General features: G+C 48.5%; 25 protein-coding genes and 2 pseudogenes. 7 read left to right on the top strand and 20 right to left on the bottom strand.

The genetic code is table 11. The features are described from left to right. Positions 1-140 precede the first annotated feature (140 nt). From U5R06_05905 to U5R06_05880, 6 genes are all read right to left on the bottom strand, one after another. Positions 141-761: a carbonic anhydrase gene (locus tag U5R06_05905; GenBank protein MDZ7722356.1), complete on the bottom strand. Its 621-nt coding sequence runs from the start codon at positions 759-761 to the stop codon at positions 141-143. Positions 762-959: 198 nt separating this feature from the next. Then, a complete protein-coding gene (locus U5R06_05900) occupies positions 960-2,573 on the bottom strand; it encodes a DEAD/DEAH box helicase (protein ID MDZ7722355.1) in 1,614 nt (537 codons plus the stop codon). A gap of 38 nt (positions 2,574-2,611) precedes the next feature. After that, positions 2,612-2,881 carry an RNA-binding protein gene (locus U5R06_05895; protein ID MDZ7722354.1) on the bottom strand — a complete coding sequence of 90 codons (270 nt, stop codon included), beginning with the start codon at positions 2,879-2,881 and terminating at the stop codon, positions 2,612-2,614. Positions 2,882-3,167: 286 nt separating this feature from the next. Further along, positions 3,168-3,368 carry a cold-shock protein gene (locus tag U5R06_05890; protein MDZ7722353.1) on the bottom strand — a complete coding sequence of 67 codons (201 nt, stop codon included), beginning with the start codon at positions 3,366-3,368 and terminating at the stop codon, positions 3,168-3,170. Positions 3,369-3,590: 222 nt separating this feature from the next. After that, positions 3,591-3,980 (bottom strand): polysaccharide lyase beta-sandwich domain-containing protein, encoded by a 390-nt coding sequence (locus U5R06_05885; protein MDZ7722352.1) that lies wholly within the window; start codon positions 3,978-3,980, stop codon positions 3,591-3,593. Between the two features lie 137 nt (positions 3,981-4,117). Beyond that, positions 4,118-5,674 (bottom strand): polysaccharide lyase family 8 super-sandwich domain-containing protein, encoded by a 1,557-nt coding sequence (locus U5R06_05880; GenBank protein MDZ7722351.1) that lies wholly within the window; start codon positions 5,672-5,674, stop codon positions 4,118-4,120. A gap of 340 nt (positions 5,675-6,014) precedes the next feature. Here U5R06_05880 and U5R06_05875 point away from each other — a divergent pair, with 340 nt between their 5' ends. From U5R06_05875 to U5R06_05865, 3 genes are all read left to right on the top strand, one after another. Further along, positions 6,015-6,377 (top strand): cupin, encoded by a 363-nt coding sequence (locus tag U5R06_05875; GenBank protein ID MDZ7722350.1) that lies wholly within the window; start codon positions 6,015-6,017, stop codon positions 6,375-6,377. A 115-nt stretch (positions 6,378-6,492) separates the two neighbouring features. Continuing rightward, positions 6,493-6,807 carry an ankyrin repeat domain-containing protein gene (locus U5R06_05870; protein MDZ7722349.1) on the top strand — a complete coding sequence of 105 codons (315 nt, stop codon included), beginning with the start codon at positions 6,493-6,495 and terminating at the stop codon, positions 6,805-6,807. A 136-nt stretch (positions 6,808-6,943) separates the two neighbouring features. Further along, entirely contained in the window at positions 6,944-7,075 is a 132-nt protein-coding gene (locus U5R06_05865) for a hypothetical protein (protein ID MDZ7722348.1), read from the top strand. A 119-nt stretch (positions 7,076-7,194) separates the two neighbouring features. Here U5R06_05865 and aroQ read toward each other — a convergent pair whose 3' ends face one another. The 9 genes and pseudogenes from aroQ to U5R06_05820 form a co-directional block, all read right to left on the bottom strand. After that, a complete protein-coding gene (gene aroQ, locus U5R06_05860; protein ID MDZ7722347.1) occupies positions 7,195-7,650 on the bottom strand; it encodes a type II 3-dehydroquinate dehydratase in 456 nt (151 codons plus the stop codon). After that, positions 7,651-8,748 carry a 3-dehydroquinate synthase gene (gene aroB, locus U5R06_05855; protein MDZ7722346.1) on the bottom strand — a complete coding sequence of 366 codons (1,098 nt, stop codon included), beginning with the start codon at positions 8,746-8,748 and terminating at the stop codon, positions 7,651-7,653. It abuts the gene before it with no gap. Continuing rightward, on the bottom strand, positions 8,738-9,274 hold the full coding sequence (locus U5R06_05850) for a shikimate kinase (protein ID MDZ7722345.1): 537 nt from the start codon (positions 9,272-9,274) through the stop codon (positions 8,738-8,740). The genes aroB and U5R06_05850 overlap by 11 nt, the downstream gene beginning before the upstream one ends. After that, positions 9,255-10,446: pseudogene (aroC, locus tag U5R06_05845) on the bottom strand (chorismate synthase). Before aroC ends, U5R06_05850 begins: the two are co-directional and overlap by 20 nt. A gap of 23 nt (positions 10,447-10,469) precedes the next feature. Continuing rightward, the gene (gene aroE / locus U5R06_05840) at positions 10,470-11,309 is read right to left on the bottom strand and encodes a shikimate dehydrogenase (GenBank protein ID MDZ7722344.1); all 840 of its coding nucleotides are present in this window, start codon (positions 11,307-11,309) and stop codon (positions 10,470-10,472) included. After that, positions 11,302-12,585, bottom strand: a complete 1,284-nt coding sequence (gene aroA, locus U5R06_05835) for a 3-phosphoshikimate 1-carboxyvinyltransferase (GenBank protein MDZ7722343.1) — start codon at positions 12,583-12,585, stop codon at positions 11,302-11,304. The genes aroE and aroA overlap by 8 nt, the downstream gene beginning before the upstream one ends. 2 nt (positions 12,586-12,587) lie before the next feature. Further along, positions 12,588-13,700: a prephenate dehydrogenase gene (locus tag U5R06_05830; GenBank protein ID MDZ7722342.1), complete on the bottom strand. Its 1,113-nt coding sequence runs from the start codon at positions 13,698-13,700 to the stop codon at positions 12,588-12,590. Positions 13,701-13,720: 20 nt separating this feature from the next. Next, positions 13,721-14,737, bottom strand: coding sequence for a 3-deoxy-7-phosphoheptulonate synthase (gene aroF, locus U5R06_05825; protein ID MDZ7722341.1), 1,017 nt, complete (start codon positions 14,735-14,737; stop codon positions 13,721-13,723). 27 nt (positions 14,738-14,764) lie between these two features. Further along, a complete protein-coding gene (locus tag U5R06_05820) occupies positions 14,765-15,019 on the bottom strand; it encodes a chorismate mutase (protein MDZ7722340.1) in 255 nt (84 codons plus the stop codon). A 340-nt stretch (positions 15,020-15,359) separates the two neighbouring features. Here U5R06_05820 and U5R06_05815 point away from each other — a divergent pair, with 340 nt between their 5' ends. Genes U5R06_05815 through U5R06_05805 form a run of 3 tightly spaced genes read left to right on the top strand, consistent with a single transcriptional unit; the run spans position 15,360 to position 18,169 of the window. Next, entirely contained in the window at positions 15,360-17,405 is a 2,046-nt protein-coding gene (locus tag U5R06_05815; protein MDZ7722339.1) for a hypothetical protein, read from the top strand. A 49-nt stretch (positions 17,406-17,454) separates the two neighbouring features. Continuing rightward, positions 17,455-18,009: a PKD domain-containing protein gene (locus tag U5R06_05810; protein ID MDZ7722338.1), complete on the top strand. Its 555-nt coding sequence runs from the start codon at positions 17,455-17,457 to the stop codon at positions 18,007-18,009. 16 nt (positions 18,010-18,025) lie between these two features. Next, a complete protein-coding gene (locus tag U5R06_05805; protein ID MDZ7722337.1) occupies positions 18,026-18,169 on the top strand; it encodes a hypothetical protein in 144 nt (47 codons plus the stop codon). A 69-nt stretch (positions 18,170-18,238) separates the two neighbouring features. Here U5R06_05805 and amt read toward each other — a convergent pair. The 5 genes and pseudogenes from amt to U5R06_05780 all read right to left on the bottom strand — a co-directional run bounded on the left by amt (position 18,239) and on the right by U5R06_05780 (position 22,546). Continuing rightward, positions 18,239-19,458: pseudogene (gene amt / locus U5R06_05800) on the bottom strand (ammonium transporter). A gap of 154 nt (positions 19,459-19,612) precedes the next feature. Further along, a complete protein-coding gene (locus U5R06_05795) occupies positions 19,613-19,954 on the bottom strand; it encodes a P-II family nitrogen regulator (GenBank protein ID MDZ7722336.1) in 342 nt (113 codons plus the stop codon). Positions 19,955-20,430: 476 nt separating this feature from the next. Further along, positions 20,431-20,661 carry a 6-carboxytetrahydropterin synthase gene (locus U5R06_05790; protein MDZ7722335.1) on the bottom strand — a complete coding sequence of 77 codons (231 nt, stop codon included), beginning with the start codon at positions 20,659-20,661 and terminating at the stop codon, positions 20,431-20,433. Between the two features lie 7 nt (positions 20,662-20,668). After that, positions 20,669-20,800, bottom strand: a complete 132-nt coding sequence (locus U5R06_05785; GenBank protein MDZ7722334.1) for a 6-carboxytetrahydropterin synthase — start codon at positions 20,798-20,800, stop codon at positions 20,669-20,671. Between the two features lie 120 nt (positions 20,801-20,920). Further along, a complete protein-coding gene (locus U5R06_05780; GenBank protein ID MDZ7722333.1) occupies positions 20,921-22,546 on the bottom strand; it encodes a sulfatase-like hydrolase/transferase in 1,626 nt (541 codons plus the stop codon). Between the two features lie 219 nt (positions 22,547-22,765). Between U5R06_05780 and U5R06_05775 the strand changes: the two genes are divergently transcribed. Then, positions 22,766-23,185, top strand: coding sequence for a hypothetical protein (locus tag U5R06_05775; GenBank protein MDZ7722332.1), 420 nt, complete (start codon positions 22,766-22,768; stop codon positions 23,183-23,185). The last annotated feature ends 133 nt before the right edge of the window (positions 23,186-23,318 follow it).

Genomic DNA, 23,318 nt, shown 5'->3' with positions numbered 1-23,318 from the left:
CGGCTTTTTAATATATTCTTTACTCATCAATTTAACCTCCCTGTTGATGTCCCTATAGTACAACAAAAACGAGGCCGTCGAGTATTTCAACATGCAGGCTCAAAATAGCCCGTATCTGTCCGGAACGTTCGGGGCTGCTCTCAACCTTTTTCCAAAAGCGACAGATCTTCGGGGGAAGAGAGCGTCAGACCAAGATCATTCATCCTGCCGGTTTCAAGATTGTAAATCCATCCATGTACACTCAGTGACTGCCCGGTATGCCAGGCGGACTGCACAAATGAGGTAAAACAGAGATTGAGCACCTGCGCGCGGACGTTCAGCTCGCACAAACGGTCCCATTGCTGTTTTTCTGACCCCGCGGCATCAAGTTCTTCCTGATGGTGACGGTACAAGTCCCGGAGTGGAGAAATCCAGTGTCCGACCACTCCGGAGGTTCGTTCCTGAAGCGCAGCCTTGACACCACCACAGCCGTAATGACCGCCGATAATAATGTGAGATACCTTGAGTACATTAACGGCATACTGGATCACGGATTGACAGTTGATATCCGTATGCAGAACCAGATTGCCAATATTTCTGTGAACGAACAAATCCCCCGGCTGCAGTCCGAGAATAAGCTCCGGAGGAACCCGGCTGTCTGAGCAGCCGATAAAAAAATACTCCGGAGCCTGCCCTGCTGACAGTTTGATAAAATCCGGATTCGATTGAAAGCTTTCGGACCATGCTCTATTATTTTTAAACAAATGTTCCAAGCCGTTCATCATTCTTTCCTGTGCTTGTTCGGCATTTTACTGACATTGAGGTTTTATAGAATATAACAAACTGTTAAAAAAAATCCCCGGCTTTAAGACGAGGATATTTTTAAAAATGAGATTACAAAATTTTTTAGTTAAAACCAAGAAAATTCTAAAACGCGAAAGATTAATCAGACTGACCGATAAAAAATTGTAGCCGTTATATTAGTGTTTTCCCGATCCTTTTTTCTTTTTGGACTTTTCTTTGGCGTGAGTAAACAGCGGTCTCTGACCTTTGATTCGGAAATTTTTGACAATCTCTTCAGCTTTGTCAAACGGCACCGTGACAAACGAAAAATTGTCCAAAAGCTGAATATCGCTGATCTGCCGGGGTTTAATCTCAACCTGATTGGTGATCATATCGATCAATTTTCTGGCTGTGAGTTTGTCTTTTTTACCGAGAGCGACAAACAGTCTGGCTCTGCCCTGCTTGTCCAGCTGGGTTCCGCGCGCACTGGCTTTGGACAGTTCAGTGTATGAACCGGCATCAAGTTCTTTTTCAAATGAATAGCTCAAGACCGCTGCCAACACCTCTGTTGGATCTTTGGTTTCAAGCAGTTTTTTAGCCCAGTTGTAAAACATGGGATCCAGTTCTTCTTCCAGTAAAAGCTCAATATCATCTGTGATTTTTTTACGTTTCGCCCGGATGATCTGTCTGACCTTGGGCACTTTGGATTTTTTGATATCGGTTTTGGTTTTCTTCTGGATGAACAGCAGCCGTTTGTACTCGCTGGGCGTAATAAACGTGATCGCGGTCCCCTCTTTTCCCGCCCGGCCGGTTCGTCCGATCCGGTGCACATAAGATTCGGGGTCCTGAGGAAGCGCATAGTTGATGACATGCGTAAGGTCGTTGACATCGATTCCGCGCGCCGCCACGTCCGTGGCCACCAGTATATTAACCGTCCGGCCTTTGAATTTGCCGAGCGAACGTTCGCGCTGCGCCTGGGAAATATCACCGTGAATCGCTTCAGCGTCATAACCGCGGTCGATCAAGTGCGTGGCCAGCTCATCCACATCCCGTTTGGTCCGGCAGAAAATAAGTCCGTAAAATTCTTCTTCAATATCAATAATGCGGCACAGGGCTTCGAATTTGTCTGCTGCCTTGACTTCAAAGTAGATTTGTTCCGTTAGATGCGTGGTCAGGGTTTCTTTTTTGGCTTTAATCAGCTCATAACCAGTCATATACTCACGTGCCAACTCTTTAATCCGGGCTGGCATAGTGGCTGAAAACAACAGGGTTCGTTTGTCAGGATTGGTGTATTTGAATATTTCTTCCATATCCTCGATAAAGCCCATATTCAGCATTTCATCCGCTTCGTCCAGAATCAGATGCTCAATGCGATCGAGAAACAGAGTCCTGCGGTGCAGATGATCAATGATCCGGCCGGGCGAACCGACAACAATATGAACGCCTTTTTTCAGTCGGCGCAGCTGCTGGTCAATGGACTGACCGCCATAGATCGGAATAGTTTTTATTTTTTTATCGCCTCGCAGGGAATTGATCTCTTCAGAGACTTGTATTGCCAATTCACGGGTCGGCACAAGAATAAGCGCCTGCACCCGTTCATCACCGGGATCAATCATTTCCATCAGCGGCAGTCCGAATGCCGCGGTTTTACCCGTGCCCGTCTGCGCCTGGGCAATGATATTATGCTGATCCTGCAACATAACCGGAATGGTCAGCGCCTGGATCGTGGTCGGCTCTTCAAACCCCTTTTTATTTACCGCCTTTAACATGGCGTCAGATAGGCCGAGATCCTTAAAAGTTACTTTGTTCATTCTATTCTCTTTAATATATCTGATATGTCAATGATTCACTATCTGCGCCGTCTGGAAGAACGTTTTCGCTTGTTTTCAGCCTGGCTGATTTTGATGCGTGATTCTTTGACTTGCATGCCGTTCAGGGCTTTCATTGCCTTGTCGGCTTCTGAATTATCCGGCATATCCACAAACCCGAATCCTTTTGATTGTCCTGAAAACCGGTCTTTGACAATCTTGACTGTTTCCACCGTTCCATAGTCAGAAAATAATTGTTCCAGATCGCCTTCGGTCACTTTATGGGATAAATTTCCAATGTACATATTCATAAACAGTCACCTTTCATAAGTATCATCGGCAGCATGCCGATGTCACGGGACCATCATCGCCCCGTATATTCAATTGGAAAATTAGAGTTAATAATCGGAATTTGAATGTGCAATCGATGCAGCGTGATTAAAACCTGGCTGGATTGATACGTTTGAATCTGCCGATTGGTGAATAAATAAAATTCATGGATATTCAGCAGAACTTCAGATTCATACTGTTTTTGGATATGCCGCGTATTGAAACAAAAAAAACCCCCGAAATCGGGGGTTTTTGAACAATCGTCTATTATATTCTCGAGACGTTGGTGGCTTTTTGACCCTTGGGGCTGTCTTCAACTTCGAATTCGACTGTTTCGCCTTCATCGAGAGTTTTGTATCCGTCACCGTTAATGGCATTGTAATGTACAAAGATGTCCGTGCCCTCATCAGTGGTGATAAAGCCATAACCTTTAGATCCGTTAAACCATTTGACTGTTCCTTTTTGCATAGAACCATTCCTTTACTTGAATTAAAGTCAATGTACGTCTCAGTTTTAAGCTCATGGGAACGAAAGAGACAACCTAGACTAAGTTTCAGCCGATTTGCGCTCTGTTCGTTTTGCTGTGCGTCGCCCCTAAAAATAGAGTGTTAACATCAAACCAAAAGTCCTAAAAACAGGGTACAAATAAATTAGTTGTATAATATACTGTTATTTTTTATAAAATGCAAGTTATTTCTTTGAAAAAAGGCTCCGTTTCACAGATTGTCCGGCAGCTCCGCCGGGAGGCAACGTGAACTCAACATGAGTGATACCCTGGCCGGCCTCATACCGGCAGCCTGGCCCGGTCCACTGCCCGGACAAGGATACGATCAGCTTTTCCAGCATCTGTGTCGGATCCGACACACAGACTTGCAAACCGTTTTCATCTTTCTGCAGCATAAGCAGACCGGGATGATTCATCCGCAGCTCAAAACCGCCAACAGACAGTGCCCCGGGCACGTAAAAGACGCACTGCCATATCTCTCGCTCGGGATGAAACACCGCCTGAAGCCGCGAATGATTGGCCAATATGCGCACATCCGGGATTGGCTGCAATTCCGGATTCGAGTTCGGCCGCACAATATAAGCATATTCCGCATTCCGCGGCTGAGCGCCATGGTCAATGCACAGCGTAAACAGCTCATCGCTCAGCAGTTCAGCAGGTTTGGAGCGGTTGATCTCGTACCAGGATCCGGATTCAAAGGTGTTGTGCAGTATCAGTTCGCTATACTCGGGAAAATATATTCAGCAGATGCATGCCGGATCATCACCGGCCCCTTTATGCGGTGCTCTCCCCGTGACGGTGTCTGTACGGATTCCTTTGAGATGCTCACCTCTCCGTTCAGATAACATTGATCCACGGTTGTATACACCGGTTCATTTGTATTGCTGGAAATACCGGCGCCCAGACAGACATACTGCCGGTCAAAGAAAAACCAGGATTTGCGCGCAGCCAGAGAATCGTATTTGAAATCAAACGCAGCCAGACCGTATGTGCCGTCCGAGACGCCGCCGACAAAGTCCGATCTGCCGCTGCGACGTACATTGCCCTGCAGACTATCAAACTGTATAACGGTAGTTCCTGGAATCCTGCGCCAGTCCCAAAGCGGGAAAATGTTTTTGTATTCATTCCCGGACACAAACCGAAAATTGCATCCGTCGGCAATATGATGACTTTTTAATCCTTCGCTGTTGTAGGGATTGTCGGTATTATCCATGCGCGTGGAATACATGCGCACTGACGCGTAATAATCCGGTCGGTGATGCGTCATAAAATCAGAGCGCCAAAAGTGTTTGTTGCCGAAAATATTGGCGGTATCCGGATAGGTGATCCGGTTGATCAATCTTTGCAGCTCCTCTTCCCTGCCGGTGTCCAGCTGCAGCAGATTTTCCGCGGCGTTGCGCAAATAACCGGCATTCTCGCCTGGACGCGTTATCTCGCGTCCAAGCGCCCCGTAATCCGCGGTGCGGCCATAGATCATCCACGCCGATCCGTCCAGGATGTAGCGCGTCAGAATATTTATTTTTTCAGCTGAGAACTCAAAGCGGGTTCCGGCGGCCAGAGCGGCAAGTCTCGACACATCCACCGCAAATCCGGAGCCGTAACCGTGATTGTACAGACAGTTGCCATGCTGATGAAAACTGAAATCCGGCTGAATGCCCTCTGCTGTGGTGATGCGGATCTCGCTCTCAATGCGCGCAAAGGCGCTGTCCACCAGTGCAAGATCGTTCTGCAGAATACCACGATTGATGGTCACACCGGCCACCCACACCAGATTCTGACCGGTCATGCCCAGTTCGGCGCGTTTGAGGATTTCAATGCCTTTGCTGAGCTGCACAGAATCAAGTTCAGACTGCAACAGTAGAAACAGAGACGATAGGGATCTTGGCACTCCGATGACATTGTGCCACCAGTTGGGATTCTGATAATCATGCTGCAGCCAGTCATTAAGCGCTGCATGCACGGCCCGGCGCAGTTCAGGCTGCCCCTGCAGGGGCGAGCGGTCAGAGCGGTACGCCAGCGTCAGTTTGGTCAGATTGTACAGATGCTGATTCAGCTTCCAGCCCGAGCGTGTGCTGTCCGAATAATCAATGGACGGCCAGCTGCCCTCCGGCTGCTGCGCTGTTATCAGCCGCTGCACCTGATCCGTGTCCACCCGTGCGTTCTGCAGTGGATCCAGAATGCGGGATTTCAGCACCTGCAGATCATCAGCCTGCGCACCAACGGCGCCGCCTAAAAGAATAACAATGACTATCAGAATCCAAATTCGCATGTTCATTCCGTTTTGAGGGTCAATGATCACAGAACTCTTTAAAGCTAACAGTTTGTCATATCAGAATCAAGTAAAAATAATGAATCGGAATGCGATATTTTCAAGTGGTGAATCGTGAATTGAAATTGGAAAACCGGAAGCTCGGATTATTTGCACATCGGAAAAGTCAATTAAATTTTGTATATTAATAAATACTATTGAGATAAAATAGTACGTACTAGGGTATGTACTGTTCTACGGTGCGTCTTTTTTTTGTGTTAACTGCTTTACCAATGTTGCATCATAACCTCAATTTTGTGTTTTTTATCATCGTAAAAATCAATCAAAAGGATTTTTTTTTATGGCCACAGTCATAGAACATCCCACGCGCATCCCGGCAGCCGGTGTACCCGCCAAACAAATCCATGAATACATCGGCCGCGTCAACAGCGGCACGCAGCAGATCAGCGTTGCGCATATGAACAGTCCGTGCGGCTGGTCCGAGCCAGGACAGACGCCCGGGTTTGATGAATATACTGTGGTGCTTCAAGGCAGTCTGCACATCAAGCTGCGCGACTCGGAATTTGATGTGAATGCTGAGCAGGCTGTCATTGTCCATGCAGGTGAATGGGTGCAGTACAGTTCTCCGGGGCCCGACGGCGCCGAATATATTTCTGTATGTCTGCCGGCGTTTTCCATCCAGACTGTGCATCGTGACGAATAGGGGTTTTGTGTGAGGTAAAGGGCTGCTTACTCCCTGATTCCGATGACATCAGAATCAGCTCTATTACTAAAAAAAAGTCTTGCACTTTCCGACAAATCAATATTATAATAGAGGTGTGAACGTCAATGCAATGTCTGATAACGGCAGTACAGCATTGATAGCCGCTGCGGGTTTGGCCGAACCAAGGCTATTGGGTTTTCTGATCCAGGCCGGCGCAACTGTCAACCATCAGAACAAAAATGGGTATACTGCTCTTTTGGCTGCGGTGGACACTATGCGTCCGGAAATTATCAAACTATTGCTTTCAAAAGGCGCCAGGACCGACCAGAGAACCCGTTTCGATCGTACAGCCAAAACTATTGCGGACATGCATAAACCGGATGAAAACTATGACACGGTCATCAGGTTATTGCAAGCAACCGATGGCTAACGCTGATAAGGCGCTGGCGCAGATCCGCATGGACTCTACCCTATTGCCCGTCAAATGCTTGCACGCGCTTTATAGTAAAGTTGAGGCGGTGAAAAAACATTGATTCCGGGTAAAAAACCCAAGCTGAGGAGGTTCTATGCTCGCTCTTGGTGCATTAGCAGGTCTTGGAATTCAAGAATTGTTGGTGCTGCTAATTGCTGTGTTCGGTTATATTCTGCCCTTTTATCTGAAATTGACACCGCCCGCGTCCGGGAAACGTACGGCCTGAGCATGGCCTGTTTCACATCAACAATCGAAAGAAAAGGAGGATGATCCATGCTGGATAGCCGAGCTCAATATTAAACTGCTTTTATAATTTAAGCTTGGTTAAAGTTACACGCAAAAAAGTTATTCTGTTTTCGATTCGTTGTTCAAAATATCTGTAATAAACTCCAGACCCTCAACATACCCCTCAATCCCCTTGCCGCTGATCTGTTTCAAGCAAGCCGGCCGGGTAACAGAAATCCGCCTGAATTCTTCACGCTTGTGAATATCTGACAGATGCACTTCCACGGCCGGCAGGCAAATACCGATAATCGCGTCGTGCAGGGCATAGCTGTAATGCGTCAAAGCGCCGGGATTGATCACCAGTCCCCTAACTGTTTTGCGCTGACGGTGCAGAAAATCAATGATCCGGCCTTCGTGATTGGACTGATAAAAGACCGGTTTGACATTTAGCTCGCGTGCTTTGCTGCGGATTGCTGCATTCACATCTTTGAGTGTGGCTGTGCCGTAAACATCCGGCTCGCGTTCGCCCAGGAGATTCAGATTCGGTCCGTGTACAATTAAAATCCGCGGTTTCATCTAGTGATCCATTTCTTTCATAAATGCAATACTCTGACGGATACAGTCATCGGTCACGTCCTGCTCCAGGTGTGCGCGTCCCGGTTTCTGCAGCAGCACCCAGGTCTGACCCGTGGATGACCGCTTTTTATCGTGTTTCGTCGCATTCAACAGTTCAACATCATCGATGGAAGCGGGGATGGCGGGAGGATCAAAGCGGTTGAGCAGCAGAATGCTTTTTTCAACGGTAGAGCGTTCCAGATACCCCTTGAGATAAGACAGGTAAAGCGCGGCTTTCATACCGTGCACCACGGCTTCGCCGTGTAGAAAATGCTCATATTGCGTCAGTGCTTCCAGAGCATGACCGATGGTATGGCCGAAATTCAGTATAGCGCGCAGACCGCTTTCCCGTTCATCCTGGGCCACCACATCCGCTTTGATCTGACAGCAGGTTTCCAGCACTGACTGCAGGTGTTCCATGTCATTCAACGCCAGGAGATTGTCGAGAGATTCTGCAAGCAGATGGAACAGTTCAACATCAGCGATAAAACCGTATTTGACCACCTCACCGAATCCGGCGCGGGTCTGCCGCTGTGACAGGGTATGCAGCACATTCGGATCAATGAGTACAAATTTCGGCTGATAAAAGGCGCCGATCATATTTTTACCCAGTGGATGGTTAATACCGACCTTGCCTCCCACACTTGAATCCACCTGACTTAATACCGTAGTGGGAATCTGCACCAGCGGCACACCGCGCATATAGGTTGCTGCCACAAATCCGGCCAGATCACCGATCACACCGCCGCCGAATGCGATAATCACCGAATCGCGGCCGGCCTGATTTTCAATCAGCCAGGTATACAGTTTTTCAGCCGATTCCGGGGATTTGGTGCGTTCACCGGCGGCCAGCACAACGTGTTCCGAGTGAAAGCCTTCCTGACGCAGATGCTGCAGCGCGGCATTGGCGTACAGCGGCGCCACATGTTCATCGGTGATGATAAAAACCTGACGCGCCAGCTCGTGCTGATGCAAAAGTTCAGCCAGTTCACCCAGTCCCCCCTGCCGGATATAAATGGGATAAGGTTCGCCTGTATTGACAATAATTTCACGATTCATATAACAGTCTTTCAAACAAATCAAAAACGACTTTATTCACAGGTTGTTTTCCGCTGCAGTTTATTTTCACCCGGGCTCGTTGATAATAGAGTTTACGCGCCTGCATCATGGTGCGGATTTTTTTACGGCGTTCAGAATCGGACAGTCCGGCCAGCAGCGGACGCTGTGAGGATGTCGCCACCCGCCGATCCACAGCGCTCACCGGAATATTGAGCCAGATGGTTATACCCGACGCATCAAGCAGCTGCCAGTTTTCCTCGCGCAATACAGCGCCGCCGCCGAGAGCGATGACCGTATTTTTGCGCTGCGCCAGGTTTCGGATGGCGTCTGTCTCCATATCCCGGAACGCTGTTTCGCCCTGTTCGGCAAATATTTCAGGCACGGATTTGCCCGCGGATTCTTCAATATAGGTATCGGTATCCACAAACGGCCAGCCGAGATAAGAGGCAAACGCGCTGCCGATGGTCGATTTTCCGGCAGCCATAAACCCGATAAAATAAATATTTTTACCACTCCAGGGGTACATGCGGCAATGCGTTAAAACGTTCAGTCATTTCATTGACGGAATCTCCGCCGATTTTGTCCATCAGGGCATCGGCCAGAGTCAAAGCCATCATTGCTTCTCCCACCACAGCAGCTGCCGGTACGGCACAGACATCCGCGCGTTCATAATGCGCTTCTTTTGCGGATTTGTTTTTGACATTCACGGACCGCAGCGGTGCGGTCATGGTCGGCAGTGGTTTCATGGCCAGACGCACCACAATGGGTTCGCCGTTGCTCATCCCACCTTCAATACCGCCGGCATGATTGTGACTGCGGCTATAACCGGATTCTTTGCTGTAAAACAGTTCATCGTGCACAAGCGAACCGGGGGTTTGCGAGACACGCCCGCCCAGTCCGATCTCGACCATTTTGATGGCATTGATACTCATCATGCTGTACGCGAGCATTGCATCCAGTTTGCGGTCCCAGTGAACATGACTGCCCAGTCCCACCGGCACACCGCAGGCAATGCATTCCACCAGTCCGCCCAGCGAATACCCCTGCTTTTTTGCCTGATCAATCGCCGCGCGCATGGTATCACCGGCCTTTGCATCGGTGCAGGACACATCCGATTCCTCGGCGCGTTTAAAAAATGCCGTCCATTCCTCAGTACCGGGCGCCAATGGATGATCAATTCGAGAATTGTCCGATACAGCCGGACCAATACGCGTTACATGGCTGTAAATCCGGATATTAAACTGCGCCAGCAGCTGTCTGGCGGCGGCGCCTGCGGCCACACGCATCGGTGGTTTCGCGCGCTGACGAGCGTTCCAGAATATTGCGCAGATCATCCTGGCGGTACTTGACCATGCCGGCAAAGTCGGCATGTCCGGGACGAGGCATCTGCAGTTTATCCACCGGATATTGAACCGGGTCTGCGCTCATTTTATGCGTCCAGTTGGGCCAGTCCTTGTTATGCAGCACCAGAGACACCGGACTCCCCAGTGTGCTGCCATAGCGCACTCCGCTGAGTATGTTTGCCTTGTCTTTTTCAATCTGCATACGTCCGCCGCGACCGTATCCTTTTTGCCGGCGTTTTAAATCACGGACAATATCATCTTCCGTGAGCGGCAGTCCGGCCGGAAGTCCCTCGATAATGCAGTTGAGCGCCGGCCCATGCGATTCGCCGGCTGTCAAAAAACGCAGTCTATTCATAAAGTTCGGTTTCCAGTAAGGTTCTACATTCTTTTAGTTGCTCCGGCGTCAGCTTGCAGATTTTGTCCGGTCCAGATGCGCAGCGACTGCAGACCCTGAAAGATAAGCATATCCAGTCCGTTCTGCACAAACGCGCCTTTGGATTTTGCGGTACGCAACAGTCGGGTTTGCAACGGATTGTAAATCAGATCATAGACAAAATGGCGCCTGGAAAACGGCGCATCATCACCGCAGAGGGTGGCCTCGATGTGCGGATGCATCCCGACCGAGGTTGTATTGATCACAATAGAGCTGGATTCGATCGTGCGGTTCAGCTCACTTTGCGCGACGCTCTCAGCCGATGTGAACCCGAAAGACTGTGCAGCCTCGCGGATGAGCTGCTCCGCGTTCTCGCGCGTCCGGTTATAAATTGACACCCGATCCACCTCAAGCTGTGATAATGCATAGAGAATCGAACGCGCGGCGCCGCCGGCGCCCAACATACAAACAGCATTTCCCCGGAACAGGCTTTGCCGATCTCCCAATGATTCGAGAAATCCGGCGTGATCCGTCACATCAGCACAAAGGCCTGTTTCATCCGGAGTAATGGTGTTGGCCGCGCCCAATGTTTCAACATCTTTAGAAACTGTCCGGCAAAAAGCTCGCACCTTGATTTTATGCGGCAATGTGACGTTGATACCTTTTATATTCAACGCCTGCAGTCCCGCCAGAGCCGTTTTAAGGTCTTTGGAGCGCACATGACAGGCCGCATATACCGCGTCCAGATCAAATAGTTTGATCAAATAGTTCTGCATCAGCGGGGACAGGCTGTGCTCAACGGGGTCTCCGATGACCGCATAAATGTCAGTGGACCCTTTAATCACGAGTCAGGTGTTCCAATTTTTCATAAAAATCAGGAAAACTCACGGACACACAATCCGTATCTTTGATCACGGTTTCGCCTTTCGCGATCAGTCCGGCAATGCTGAATGCCATAGCAATACGGTGATCCTTGTAACTGTCAATTTCAGCGCCTTTGAGCTGAACCGGACCTTTGATGACCAAACCGTCTTTTTTTTCCCGGACATCCGCACCCATCCGCTTGAGGTTGTCGACAAGCGCGGAAATTCGATCGGATTCCTTGACGCGCAGTTCTCCGGCATCCCGGATGGTGGTGGTGCCGTGCGCCTGGGTAGCGGCAACCGCCAGAATGGGAATCTCGTCGATGATGCTCGGGATCATGGGACCGGAAATATGGGTCGAATTCAGTTTGGAGGAAATCACGCGAATATCAGCCCGGGGTTCCCGGTTTATCTCGACCTGGTTTTTGTATTGAAATTGCGCGCCCATGGCGCTGAGTGCATCCAAAACGCCGGTGCGCGCCGGGTTAATGCCCACATTCTCTAACAGCAGTTCGGAATCGGGTAAAAGCGCCGCGGCGGCGATGAAAAACGCCGCTGCGGAAATATCGCCGGGCACATCGATATCGCAGGCAACCGGCACAGTCGGTCCTTTGATGGCGACGATGGTCTGTGTCTGTTTGATGGTGACCTGCATATCCGATAGCATGCGTTCACTGTGGTCACGAGACCGGTAGGGTTCCGTGATTTGAGTCATGCCTTTGGCAGACAGACCGGCCAGCAGAATACAGGATTTGACCTGAGCGCTCGAGATGCGAGTGCTGTAATCAATCGCGTTCAAATGTCCGCCTCGTATTTTGAGCGGCGCGCGGTAGTTGTCACTTTCCACGGTCGCGTACATTTGTTCCAGCGGCTCTATGATGCGGCGCATGGGACGGTTTATCAAAGACTCGTCTCCGGTAATTTCCGTGACGAACGGCAGCGATGCCAGAACGCCGCTCAACAGCCGGATGGTGGTTCCGGAATTTCCGGCATTTAGCGGTTCAGACGGCTGCTCCAGTCCTTCAATCCCCCTGCCTATAATCTTCTTGCCGTTTTCATGGTCCTCGATGGACACGCCCAATTGCTTTAGACAGTTTTCAGTGCTTTTTACATCAGCGGAATTCAACAGCCCGGTGATCCGGCTCTCTCCTTTTGCGATGGCATTGAAAATAAGCGCCCGATGCGAAATAGATTTGTCGCCGGGCACACGTATGTTTCCATCAACCCGACTGACGGGTTTGATACGACGCTCTGACATAATTAACCTCGCTTCCGGCACTCAAAGCCGTGTTTCTGTAACAATTCGATCGCGCTGGTTTGTTCGGATTCTCCGGCAAATGCAAGACGGATGGTACCGCCTTCATCTTCTCTGATTTTCAGAACTTCGATGTCTTTGATATTAATACTCTCCTTTGCAAGCGTCCCCGCGATATCCGCAATGATACCGGGACGGTCTTCAACGGACACACTAATCTCATACTGGGGATTCAAAAATCCCTTGGTATCCGTGGGAATGGACAGGCGGTTTTTGGCAGCATCATGAAAATAGGATTCGAGTTTTCCCTTGTTGTTAATAATACCTTTCAACTCCTCCAGTTCTTTTACATACGCATCAATAAATCCGGTAATCATATCTGCATTGGTGTCGCAGATATCTTCCCAAATGCCGAACGGACTGGAGGCAATGCGGGTCATATCCCTGAATCCGCCGGCGGCCATTTTGAGAAAATGCGGACTTTCTGTCTGCTTTTTGGCGACCAGATTCATCAACGCGATCGCGGCCATTTGAGGCAGATGGCTGACCGCGCCCGCGATTTCGTCATGCAGTTTGGGCTGTAGCAGCAGCACCTTGGCGCCGATGCATTCAAGCAGTTCACCCAGAGCCTGACGTTTGCTGACATCCACAGGCCGGCTGGGTGTGAGCACATAAGAAGTATTCTCAAACAAAAACGGATCAGCAGCATGCACGCCCCGGAATTCGGATCCGGCCATGGGGTGTCCGCCGATGAAGCTGCAGCTGGACGGCAGATGCAAATTGGCAGTTTCTACAATCTGGCGTTTGATACTGCCCACGTCGGTGATCAACGTCCCGGATTTTACATAATCGCCGATTTCCTTCAACAGCTGCATTATATCAGTGATGGGTGTGCACAGAAAGACCAGGTCGGAATGTTCAAGACCGTCTTTGATATTGATACGGGAGATGCCTTCATCGATGGCTCCGCGTTTGAGAGCGTTTTCGAGAACATAGGGATCATCGATACCAATAACCCGGCCTCTGAATTTTTTGCGCCGCAGTGCAAGTCCCAGTGATCCTCCGATCAATCCAACGCCGATAATACTGATGGTTTTGAAATGATCACATGTTGACATGGTATCTACCTCCTGAATATCTAATCCACGTTGCGGCCGATAGCCCAGGCGATCATACGGATCTCTTCCATAAGCCGACTGAACTGTTTGGGATGCAGAGACTGCGGGCCGTCCGACATTGCATGATCCGGATCGTGATGCACCTCCACCATCAATCCGTCAGCGCCGGCCGCAACCGCTGCGCGGGCCATAGGGGCTACCTTTTCACGAATCCCGGTGCCGTGGCTGGGGTCCGCAACAATCGGAAGATGACTGGTCTTTTTTACGACAGGAATAGCTGAAATATCAAGTGTATTGCGAGTATAGGTCTCAAACGTCCGAATGCCGCGCTCGCAGAGAATCACGTCATAATTGCCGCCGGCCATCACATATTCAGCAGCCATAAGCAGTTCCTCGATCAGCGCGGACATACCCCGCTTTAGCAATACGGGCTTTTTGATTTTGCCGAGCTCACGCAATAAAGGGAAATTCTGCATATTGCGGGCGCCCACTTGCAGAATATCGACATATTCACTCATTAATTCAACCTGATTTTCACGCATCACCTCGGAAATAGTGGGAATATTAAACTCTTCGCCCGCCTGCTTTAGCAGTTTCAGGCCCTCTTCTCCCATCCCCTGGAACGAATAAGGCGATGTTCTCGGTTTGTACGCCCCGCCGCGCAGGACTTTGGCTCCGGCATCCTTGACGGCTTTGGCAATGGTGAACAACTGCTCTTCGCTCTCAATCGAGCAGGGTCCTGCAATAACGGAAATATGATCGCCCCCGAATACCGCATCCTTGACCTTGATCACGGAATCTTCGGCATGAAACGTTCGACCCGCCAGTTTATAGGGCTCGGATATACGAATCACTTCAAACACACTGTCCATGATCTCGAATTCTCTCTGATCAACACCGCGTACTTCACCCAGGGCGCCCAGGATGGTGCGGTTGACACCAACCACCTTGTGAACATCAAATCCGATTTCTTTTAAGCGATTGGATACGGTTTCAACCTGTTCCACGGTTGCCGTATCTTTCATAACAATGACCACATCAGCACCTCTTGGATTTGTTAAAATTCAGTTTTGAATTTCTCTGCAGGCAGCAATGATTTGTTTATAAATATCGATAATATCCCTGTCTTTCAACGGTCCCGGATTCAATCCGACCATCCGATGCAAAATATCCTGTTCGCGTTTTTGGTTGACGACCGGCATATCCGCACGCGATTTTTCACGGCCGATCTTTTGCGCAATATCCGCTCGCGAGTTCAGCAGTTCAAGAAGTTTTTGATCGATCTGATCGATGTCGGAACGGTATTTTTTCAGACTCATCTGCATCACCTATAAAAAAAAAGCCCACTCGAAAAAGTGGGCAAAGTTAGCGTTGAATGATAGTATTCGGCGTCTCCGTGCTAACCTTTGCCGCTACAGGTAAAATAAAAATAATAGTTGTAAAAAAAATAAAACATTCAAAAATCTCCTTTATACTTCACTAAAGATACAATTTTTTTTTATTCAGAGCAAGCACTTTTTTCTTTGATTTCCTTATAGTATTTCTTACTTTTTTTAGTGGGTGGTCATATCTGTTTCCTTCCGTTGATTCTTCCGCTCCCGCGATCACCTTTTTATTCTCACAACATAGCTATATTTTCACAACATAGCGGGGTGCGTCATGAAAACTTTATTATGTATTTTCATGCTTTTGGCAACTTGTTATTCAATGGACTTGCTGGATCAGGACTTTCAAATCAGCAGGATTTCTCCGGAAAACTTTAAATTCGGCGATCTGCATACTGACGCAAGCGGAAAAATGCTGTTAACCTGGGTTGAGGCCTATCGTCCCACACATTCACCTTCTTTTTACTATGCATTGTATGGACAACGGTTGTCCAATTCCGGTGTTATACTCACCGAACCATTCGAGATTGAACATGATTTCACTAATGTCAAAAGCCAATACGCGCTTTCTATTTCAAACGATGGAAATTTTATTGTGGCATGGATCAAAAACAGCAAAGTATACATCAAACGGGTAAACTATGATAATTCACTGTATGAACGGGATGCTGTCCGAATTGATGCCGGATTCACGAAACGGGCCACTCGGGACAATATCCAGGTCAGTATCAACGAACAGGGATTCGCCGTTGCGGTGTGGGAAACACGGAATCCGGCCCACGAACTGGAAGGCGCTCTCATTCCCCCCGTTCCTGCGCCCACTGCAAATTCGTTTATCATCTCGACTGATGCTGTTTGCCCCAACGTGCAACTACTGCCGGACAGCAAATTCCTGACGATCTGGGCCGATGGAGATTTGAAAGGAAAAATTTATGATTATTCGGGGAATTTGACCGTCATTAAAAATGACTTTACCATTGACTCGACACCGTCGTCGATTCCATACCCTCCGTTGATGGATGCAGACAACAATGGAAAAACCACTATACTCTATCAACCGTTTGAGGATAACTATGTTAACATCAAATGCTGCCAGCTGAGTGCGAATGGAGGCATGGCAACATCGCCTGTATACCTCGAAAAAAACCAGTATCATGTAACCGACCGTTTGCTGGGTCTGGATGTCGGCTCTTCAAATTCAGTGGTTGCCCTCTGGGGATCGTCTCTTGATCATGTTCTGCTGACTGAACAAATGAATTCCCATCTGGATAATATCTGGGGCCCTGTAAACATTTTCCACGATATCACCCGGGATGACATGCATGGATATGCTGTGCCGGCTCTGGGATCGAATAACGATACCTGGATGCTTTACAGTTCCGGCTATAGCGGGATGGTTCTGGGCAGACGTAATCAAAACGGCTATCAAACCAAACCTTATGTCTATACACTGAGACCCGGATCCGATGCCGCCTATCCGCAAACAGCGATGGATAAAACGACTGGCTATGCGGCTGTAACCTGGCATGGTCATGAAAATGGCGAGATAAGGGTACAGCTTTTGAGCCCTGAACCGGATTATATTGAGGAAAATGTAAATGTATGCGAAACCAATACCGGTTCGCATCCCGATGTCGGTGTGGGTGATCATGTGGTTGTGGTCTGGGAAGACCATCGCGATTCTCAGGAACAGGATATTTATCTGCAGTCTATCGAACTGGTCGGCGCTCTTTCCGGCGGCAATGTGCGTGTGAATGACCTGGGTATGAGCTGTGAGGAATCTTTTGCGGCAATGAACGGCGACACCGCCCTCGTAGTTTGGGAAAATACGAATACCGGACAAATAACAGGTCAGCTTTTCAAGTCAGGTTCACCGCTGGGCGGGAATTTTGTAATTTCCAGCGATTTTGACAATGCCTCCGCCGCTTGCGTGGCCGGCAGCGGCAACGGACGGTTTGCGGTTGCCTGGCAGGCAACTCATATCACGCCGCCGTTCCTGGTCTCATCTGCTGTCTATGGCCGTGTTTATGATTCAAAAGGCGATTTGATTGTTGATACGTTCAAAGTTGCAGGCGACAGTGGCAATGCCAGTCAACCCAAACTGGATATGGACCGAGATAATAACTTGATGATCACCTGGTTGGACTACCGCCGTGATCAGTTTAACGCCTCGGTTTACTGCCGACGGTATTCAAACAGCGGCAAACCAGCGGGGAAGGAGATACGAATCAACGCAGATGACACCGGCAAAGAACGTGTGGATATTGCGGTGCATCCGAGCGGCGGCGGACTTTTATACTGGGTGACGCGGTCAATATGATGATCCGCCTTACAAACTCGAATTTCGCTTTTTAAATGAAAACGGCAAATTGAGTCCGATTGCCCGGGCCTCGCGGTTTGACTTGCGGGCGCAAAAAGCAGCGCCCTCCATTGCCTGCTCGGATACGGTTGCACTGCTGACATGGATGAACTCTCACCATCAGGATATAAGCAAACGCGATATCTGGGCGGATTATGTTGCCTTTTCTGATGATCTGTTTGATGTCGATCCGGCCTTTACAGCGGATGACACAATAGGTCAGGCCCCGTTCACAACTCAATTCCGTGATCAATCCAGCGGCCTTGTCACTGAACGGCGCTGGACATTCGGCGACGGAACCGTCAGCACCGAACACCATCCTGTCCATACCTACACTGAACCGGGAACCTACACAGTCAAATTGGTAATAAGGAGACTATCTTCACTTGCTTCACAGACTTTTGAAGACTATATCACAGTCATTGACAGCACAACATCAGTGGCTCAACATCCGGCGCTCCCGGATCAATTCAGACTGTCAGCTTTTCCCAATCCTTTCAATCCGAGCACAACGATTAAAGTTGAGGTTCCCCGATTCGGATTGATCGAGCATTGCTGTTTATAATATTCTGGGAAACCGCGTGCAAACGCTGATAAAACGCGACCTCCAGGCCGGATATTATGACTATACATGGGATGCTTCGTATCATAGCAGCGGGATTTATTTCATAAAACTGCAAACACGTGATGAACAGCAGACTTTAAAATGTTCCCTCTTGAAATAAAAAATGCGCCGTACCTGTCATAATGCAGGTACGGCGCTTTCAGGCAGAAAAGGACAAAGGTTTGTCACACTATTCTGTAATAAAAATCTGAAATCCGCTATAGGCTTCCATACTGTGCTCACCGATATCCAGGCCGCGCAGTTCCTCTTGTTCGCTCACCCGGATTCCCATGGTTTTCTTGAGCACAGCAAAAAGTCCCAACGCCACCGGCAAACACAGGGCAGCCGCGCCGGCCACACCGGCCAGTGCGAGAGAAAACTAAACTCGCTGCTGAACAATCCAACCGCCAGTGTCCCCCATACACCGCAGATCAGGTGAACGGAAAGCGCACCCACCGGATCATCCAGATGCAGCTTGTCAATGGTTAAAACAGACACCACCACGATGAATCCGGCAATACCGCCGATGACAATAGCCGAGACAATCGACACCACATCGGCTCCGGCTGTAATCCCGACAAGTCCGGCCAGACAGCCGTTCAGGACCATAGACAAATCCGGCTTTTTCTGAATGATCCATGAGGTCATCATGGCAATGACAATTCCCGAGGCGGCTGCCAGAGTGGTGGTCACAAACACATAACTGACTCCGCCCGGATTTGCCGACAATACTGAACCGCCGTTGAATCCAAACCAGCCGAGCCAGAGCAGAAACACACCGATGGCGGCCAGCGGCATGTTATGTCCCATAATGGGTTTAATATGGCCGTTCACATATTTTCCAAGCCGCGGTCCCAGCACAATAACACCGGCGAGTGCAGCCCAGCCGCCGACGGAATGCACAAAGGTTGAACCGGCAAAATCATGAAAATTGATGGAATCCAGCCAACCTCCGCCCCATCCCCAGGAACCGACAATGGGATAGATCACAGCGACGTACACCGCGGAAAAAATCAAAAACGCATCCAGCTTGATGCGTTCGGCCACCGCACCGGAAACAATGGTCGCAGCGGTGGCTGCAAACATGGCCTGAAACAGAAAATCCGTCCAGTAAGTATACCCGATGTTATAAGCAGGTGTAATACCGGCCGCATCGGTTCCGATACCCAATCCGGCAAATCCCAGCACCTTTCCCAGCATCCAGGTATCGCCGGGATACATGAGATTAAAACCAATCAGCGTATAGGTCAACAGGCCAATCGCCACAATCAGGGTGTTTTTGAATAATATATTAACGGTATTTTTTGCCCGGGTCAATCCAACCTCAAGCGTCGCAAAACCAAGGTGCATAATAAATACCAGAAACGTTGCAACCAGCATCCAGGTATTATTGATGGTAAAAAGTGCCATTTGCGATGAATCACCGGATTCCTCTGCAAACAGACCTGTTGATGTTAAAAGTATTATGATACATGCAGACAACCATGCAGTTTTTTTGAGATCGATCACACTAGCCTCCAGAAAATGTTTTTAGTAAAATTGACAATAAAAGGTTATGCAGCGCTCAGCCGATGGCATCGTGTCCGGTCTCACCCGTTCGAATACGGATACATTCCGTCAACGGCATGACAAATATCTTTCCGTCCCCGATCGTACCGGTCTTGGCGCCGGCAATAATTGCCTCGATTGTTCGATCCACAAAATCATCGTTGACAGCGATTTCAATACGGATTTTTTTCAGCAGATTCACCTCGATATCCGCGCCGCGATAGGTCTCGTGATAGCCCTTTTGCTGTCCACAGCCCAATGCATTGGTGATGGACATTTTAAAGACCTCACGCTCGTACAATTCCTGTTTGACAAAATTCAGGCGCTCCGGCTGAATATAAGCGATAATTAGATTCATGTGTCTCCCTGTAATTTTTTGATTTCTGTAAGGGCAAAGTCAGTGCCAAATTTTTGCAGCTCACACGACAGGGCCGAAAGGTTATTTAATTAATTGTTTTATTGTCAGTTAAGGAAAAGATATCTGGAATTGATTTAATGAAACAAGATGCAATATTGTAAGAATTAAAATAATACCCCACTCTATTGTCATTTTTTAGCATTTTGCCGCGCTTGCGGTCAGAATTTCTCCGCAACCGCGGCAACGGTTGTGCAAATAGACAAGTTTGCTGATAAAATACAAGGGTTACCTGCCATCAAAATTGAGTATTTTTACGAATAACCCTGAAACTAAGGGGAAAACATCAGACATTCCATCCAAATCAGCATAAATCAGTTCTAATCCATACATTATTGTATTTCAATAAATATATATATCATATTTGTAGGATATAAAACAGCATGCAGGCGGGTGATACGCAGAGATATGCAGGTTTTTTATTCCCCCGAATAGGTCACACTGAACGCATCCACTTCATGCACGGTCACACAGGCGACCGACACATGTTCAGGGATTCGTTTTGCCATCGCGTCAAATATAAACTTTGCGATATTTTCCGAGGTGGGATTGTTGCAGTTAAACGGTTCGATTTCATTCAGCAGTTGATGATCAAACGGTTTGATGCAGTGATCGAGCATTGTCTGCAGCTGCATCAAATCCATGATCATTCCGCTGTCATTGAGTCTGCATCGCCTGAATGGACAGCGATACTTTGTAATTGTGACCGTGAATACGTTTGCAATCTCCGGGATAATCGACCAGACGGTGCGCAGCGGAAAAACCGCTTTTTACGGTCAAAGTATACATGAACAACGCTCCTCTATTGAATAGCCGGATGCGGCATGTCTCCGTATACCGCAGCCGAACTGTATTTATCGTTTCCAGATGGGATTTGCCTCCTCAGGCGGCCAGACAATGCTCCCATGATCACGCGGCAGCCAGGCGATATAATCCGTGCCCAGAATCTTTGGTGTTTTTGGCCAACAGTTTATACTCGGGTGTATACAAAAACGGCTGCGGCTGCAAATCGTACGGATGTGAAAATGTGCCAAGCCGAACCGTTAGCTTTTGTTTCATTGATTTTAAGATTTTCGCATAATCGGGATTACCGGCCAGATTATTTTGTTCAAAGGGATCAGATTTCAGATCGTATAGCTGATCTTGATCAAAATAATTCGGGAAATGCTGAATCGCAATTTGGGAATGTGCCTGTTTGAACGTATCGAGATGATTCGGCGCATACTGCGTTTCACCGTTTTTCATGGCGTCAACAATCGGTTGCGGATAACGCACTGCAATGTATTTGTATTGTCCGTCTACAAGAGCGCGGGAATATCCCGACTCGAGGTACACAGAGTCACGCACCTGATCTGAACCTTTAAACAGCGGGGTCATATCAACTCCGTCGAATTGATGATCTGCAGGCAAGGTAATACCGGCTGCATTCAGCAGGGTCGGCAGTATATCCACACTCTGGACCAGCGCAGGACTCACCTGTCCCGGTTTGACATGTCCAGGCCATTTGATAATAAACGGAACGCGGTTGCCTTTTTCATAGCACGTGGCTTTTCCGGGTTCAATGTTGTGGTCGCCCATAAATATGACAATCGTATTGTCTTCAATTCCCAGATCCGTTAGAGTTTGCATGACTTGTCCCACATGGTGATCCAGGCAGGCCATACCGGCGATCTTGTGGTGCATCCATTCCGGTGCGAGCTTTAAGCGTTTATTCAGAGCATCCTGAGAGAGCTGATACTGTTCAACATCTTCAAGCTTGCCCTGCGGCGTATAATTCAGATCATGCTTGAACTGATCAGGATGATAGGGGCCATGAACCGCGGTGGTGGCTGCATAAACAAAAAACGGCTTGTTCTTTTGCCTACAATCCTGAATCAACTCTACGGTTCCCTTGGTGATCCAGGGAAAATTATGATGACGCAGGGCCCTGACCGGATGTTCGTCCAGATTGCCCCAGGACACGCTTTTGGCCAGATCAAATCCGGCATCCTGCTTTACCTGTTCAGCGGCAATTCTGTGACGTTCCTGAAGCAGTTTGTCGGTTTTTTCGTTCTTTAAATCTGCATCAGCATCTATTTCAGGAAACCCCAAAGTCTCCGGTCCGATATGCCATTTTCCGCTCATCCCGGTGAGATAACCGGATCGGGACAGCAATCCGGGCAATGTAACATGCGATTGATCCAGGTAAGTATTCCAGGCCACCGAATACATCTGATCATCGGGATACTCCTGGATAAAGGCGGGATGCTTGCAGCGTCCCGGATACTGACCGGTCAGCACGCCAAAGCGGCTGGGTGTGCACATGGGCGCAGCACAGTAAGCATGTGTAAACCGAAGACCTTCTCTGGCCAACTTGTCAATATTCGGCGTTTGAACTCCGCCTCCGTAACAGCTGATAAAATCATAGGCCAGCTCATCTGAAAAAAACAGGACGATATTCGGCGGTTTTTCACCGGAACAGCGAAAAGAACCCAGAGCAGACACAGCAGCAGCGGCGCCTGTTGATTTCAGGAATTGACGTCGTGTGGTTTGCATAATGATTTCCTTTATTTGGTGCGGTTGAATTTCAAGATCTAAAATACCAAAAATTAATGAATAAACAAATGAAATGCCCATCAAGTTTATATTTTTTCCAGTCTCACTGTGATCCGTACAATATTTTCAGGATGCTCTGAGGGGTCAAAGTTTGGTATAATGCAGGAACCTGACAGGACTCTGGTTCTTTATTTGAAAAATTATACGAAAGGAGAATTTATGCAATTGTTTCAGAGTCAAACATTGAAACAGTTAACCACTCCGCGCAATGAAATTTGTTTTTCGATTTATATTCCGACCCATCCGCAATGGGACAAAATACAGAATGATAAAATCCGGTTTAAAAACAGGCTCCAGGATCTAAAAGCACAATTAAAAAATGACGGCTATGATGAGGTCACAGCTCTGGCCATGCTGGAGCCGGGAGAACAGTTTTTAAATCCGGACTATAAAGTGTTGGGAAAATATAATGCAGCAGACGGCAATGTGGTTCTTGATGAGCCGAATGATCCGGAAAACCGGGATCTGGTTGAAATGATTATTGTAAACACGTTGCATTACGGCGGCACGGTTTACACGGTTGATCCGCAGCAGATGCCCAACCAGGAACATATGGGCGCCTTGCTGCGTTTTCCCTGAAAATGCACAGACACACAGACAGCTGGTGGATGACAGTCTGCAGCGGGTCATTTTTTAATGTACAAGTAAAAATACTTGTGTAAAAAAAAACTCTTTTGTATATTCAACTGCTGAAATCATTAAAAAATGTCCA

Source organism: candidate division KSB1 bacterium (genome assembly GCA_034521575.1).
In the GTDB taxonomy this organism is placed as follows: domain Bacteria; phylum Zhuqueibacterota; class Zhuqueibacteria; order Residuimicrobiales; family Krinioviventaceae; genus JAXHMJ01.
Note: the sequence above shows the minus strand (reverse complement) of the source record. Positions and strands in the feature narration are given on the sequence as shown.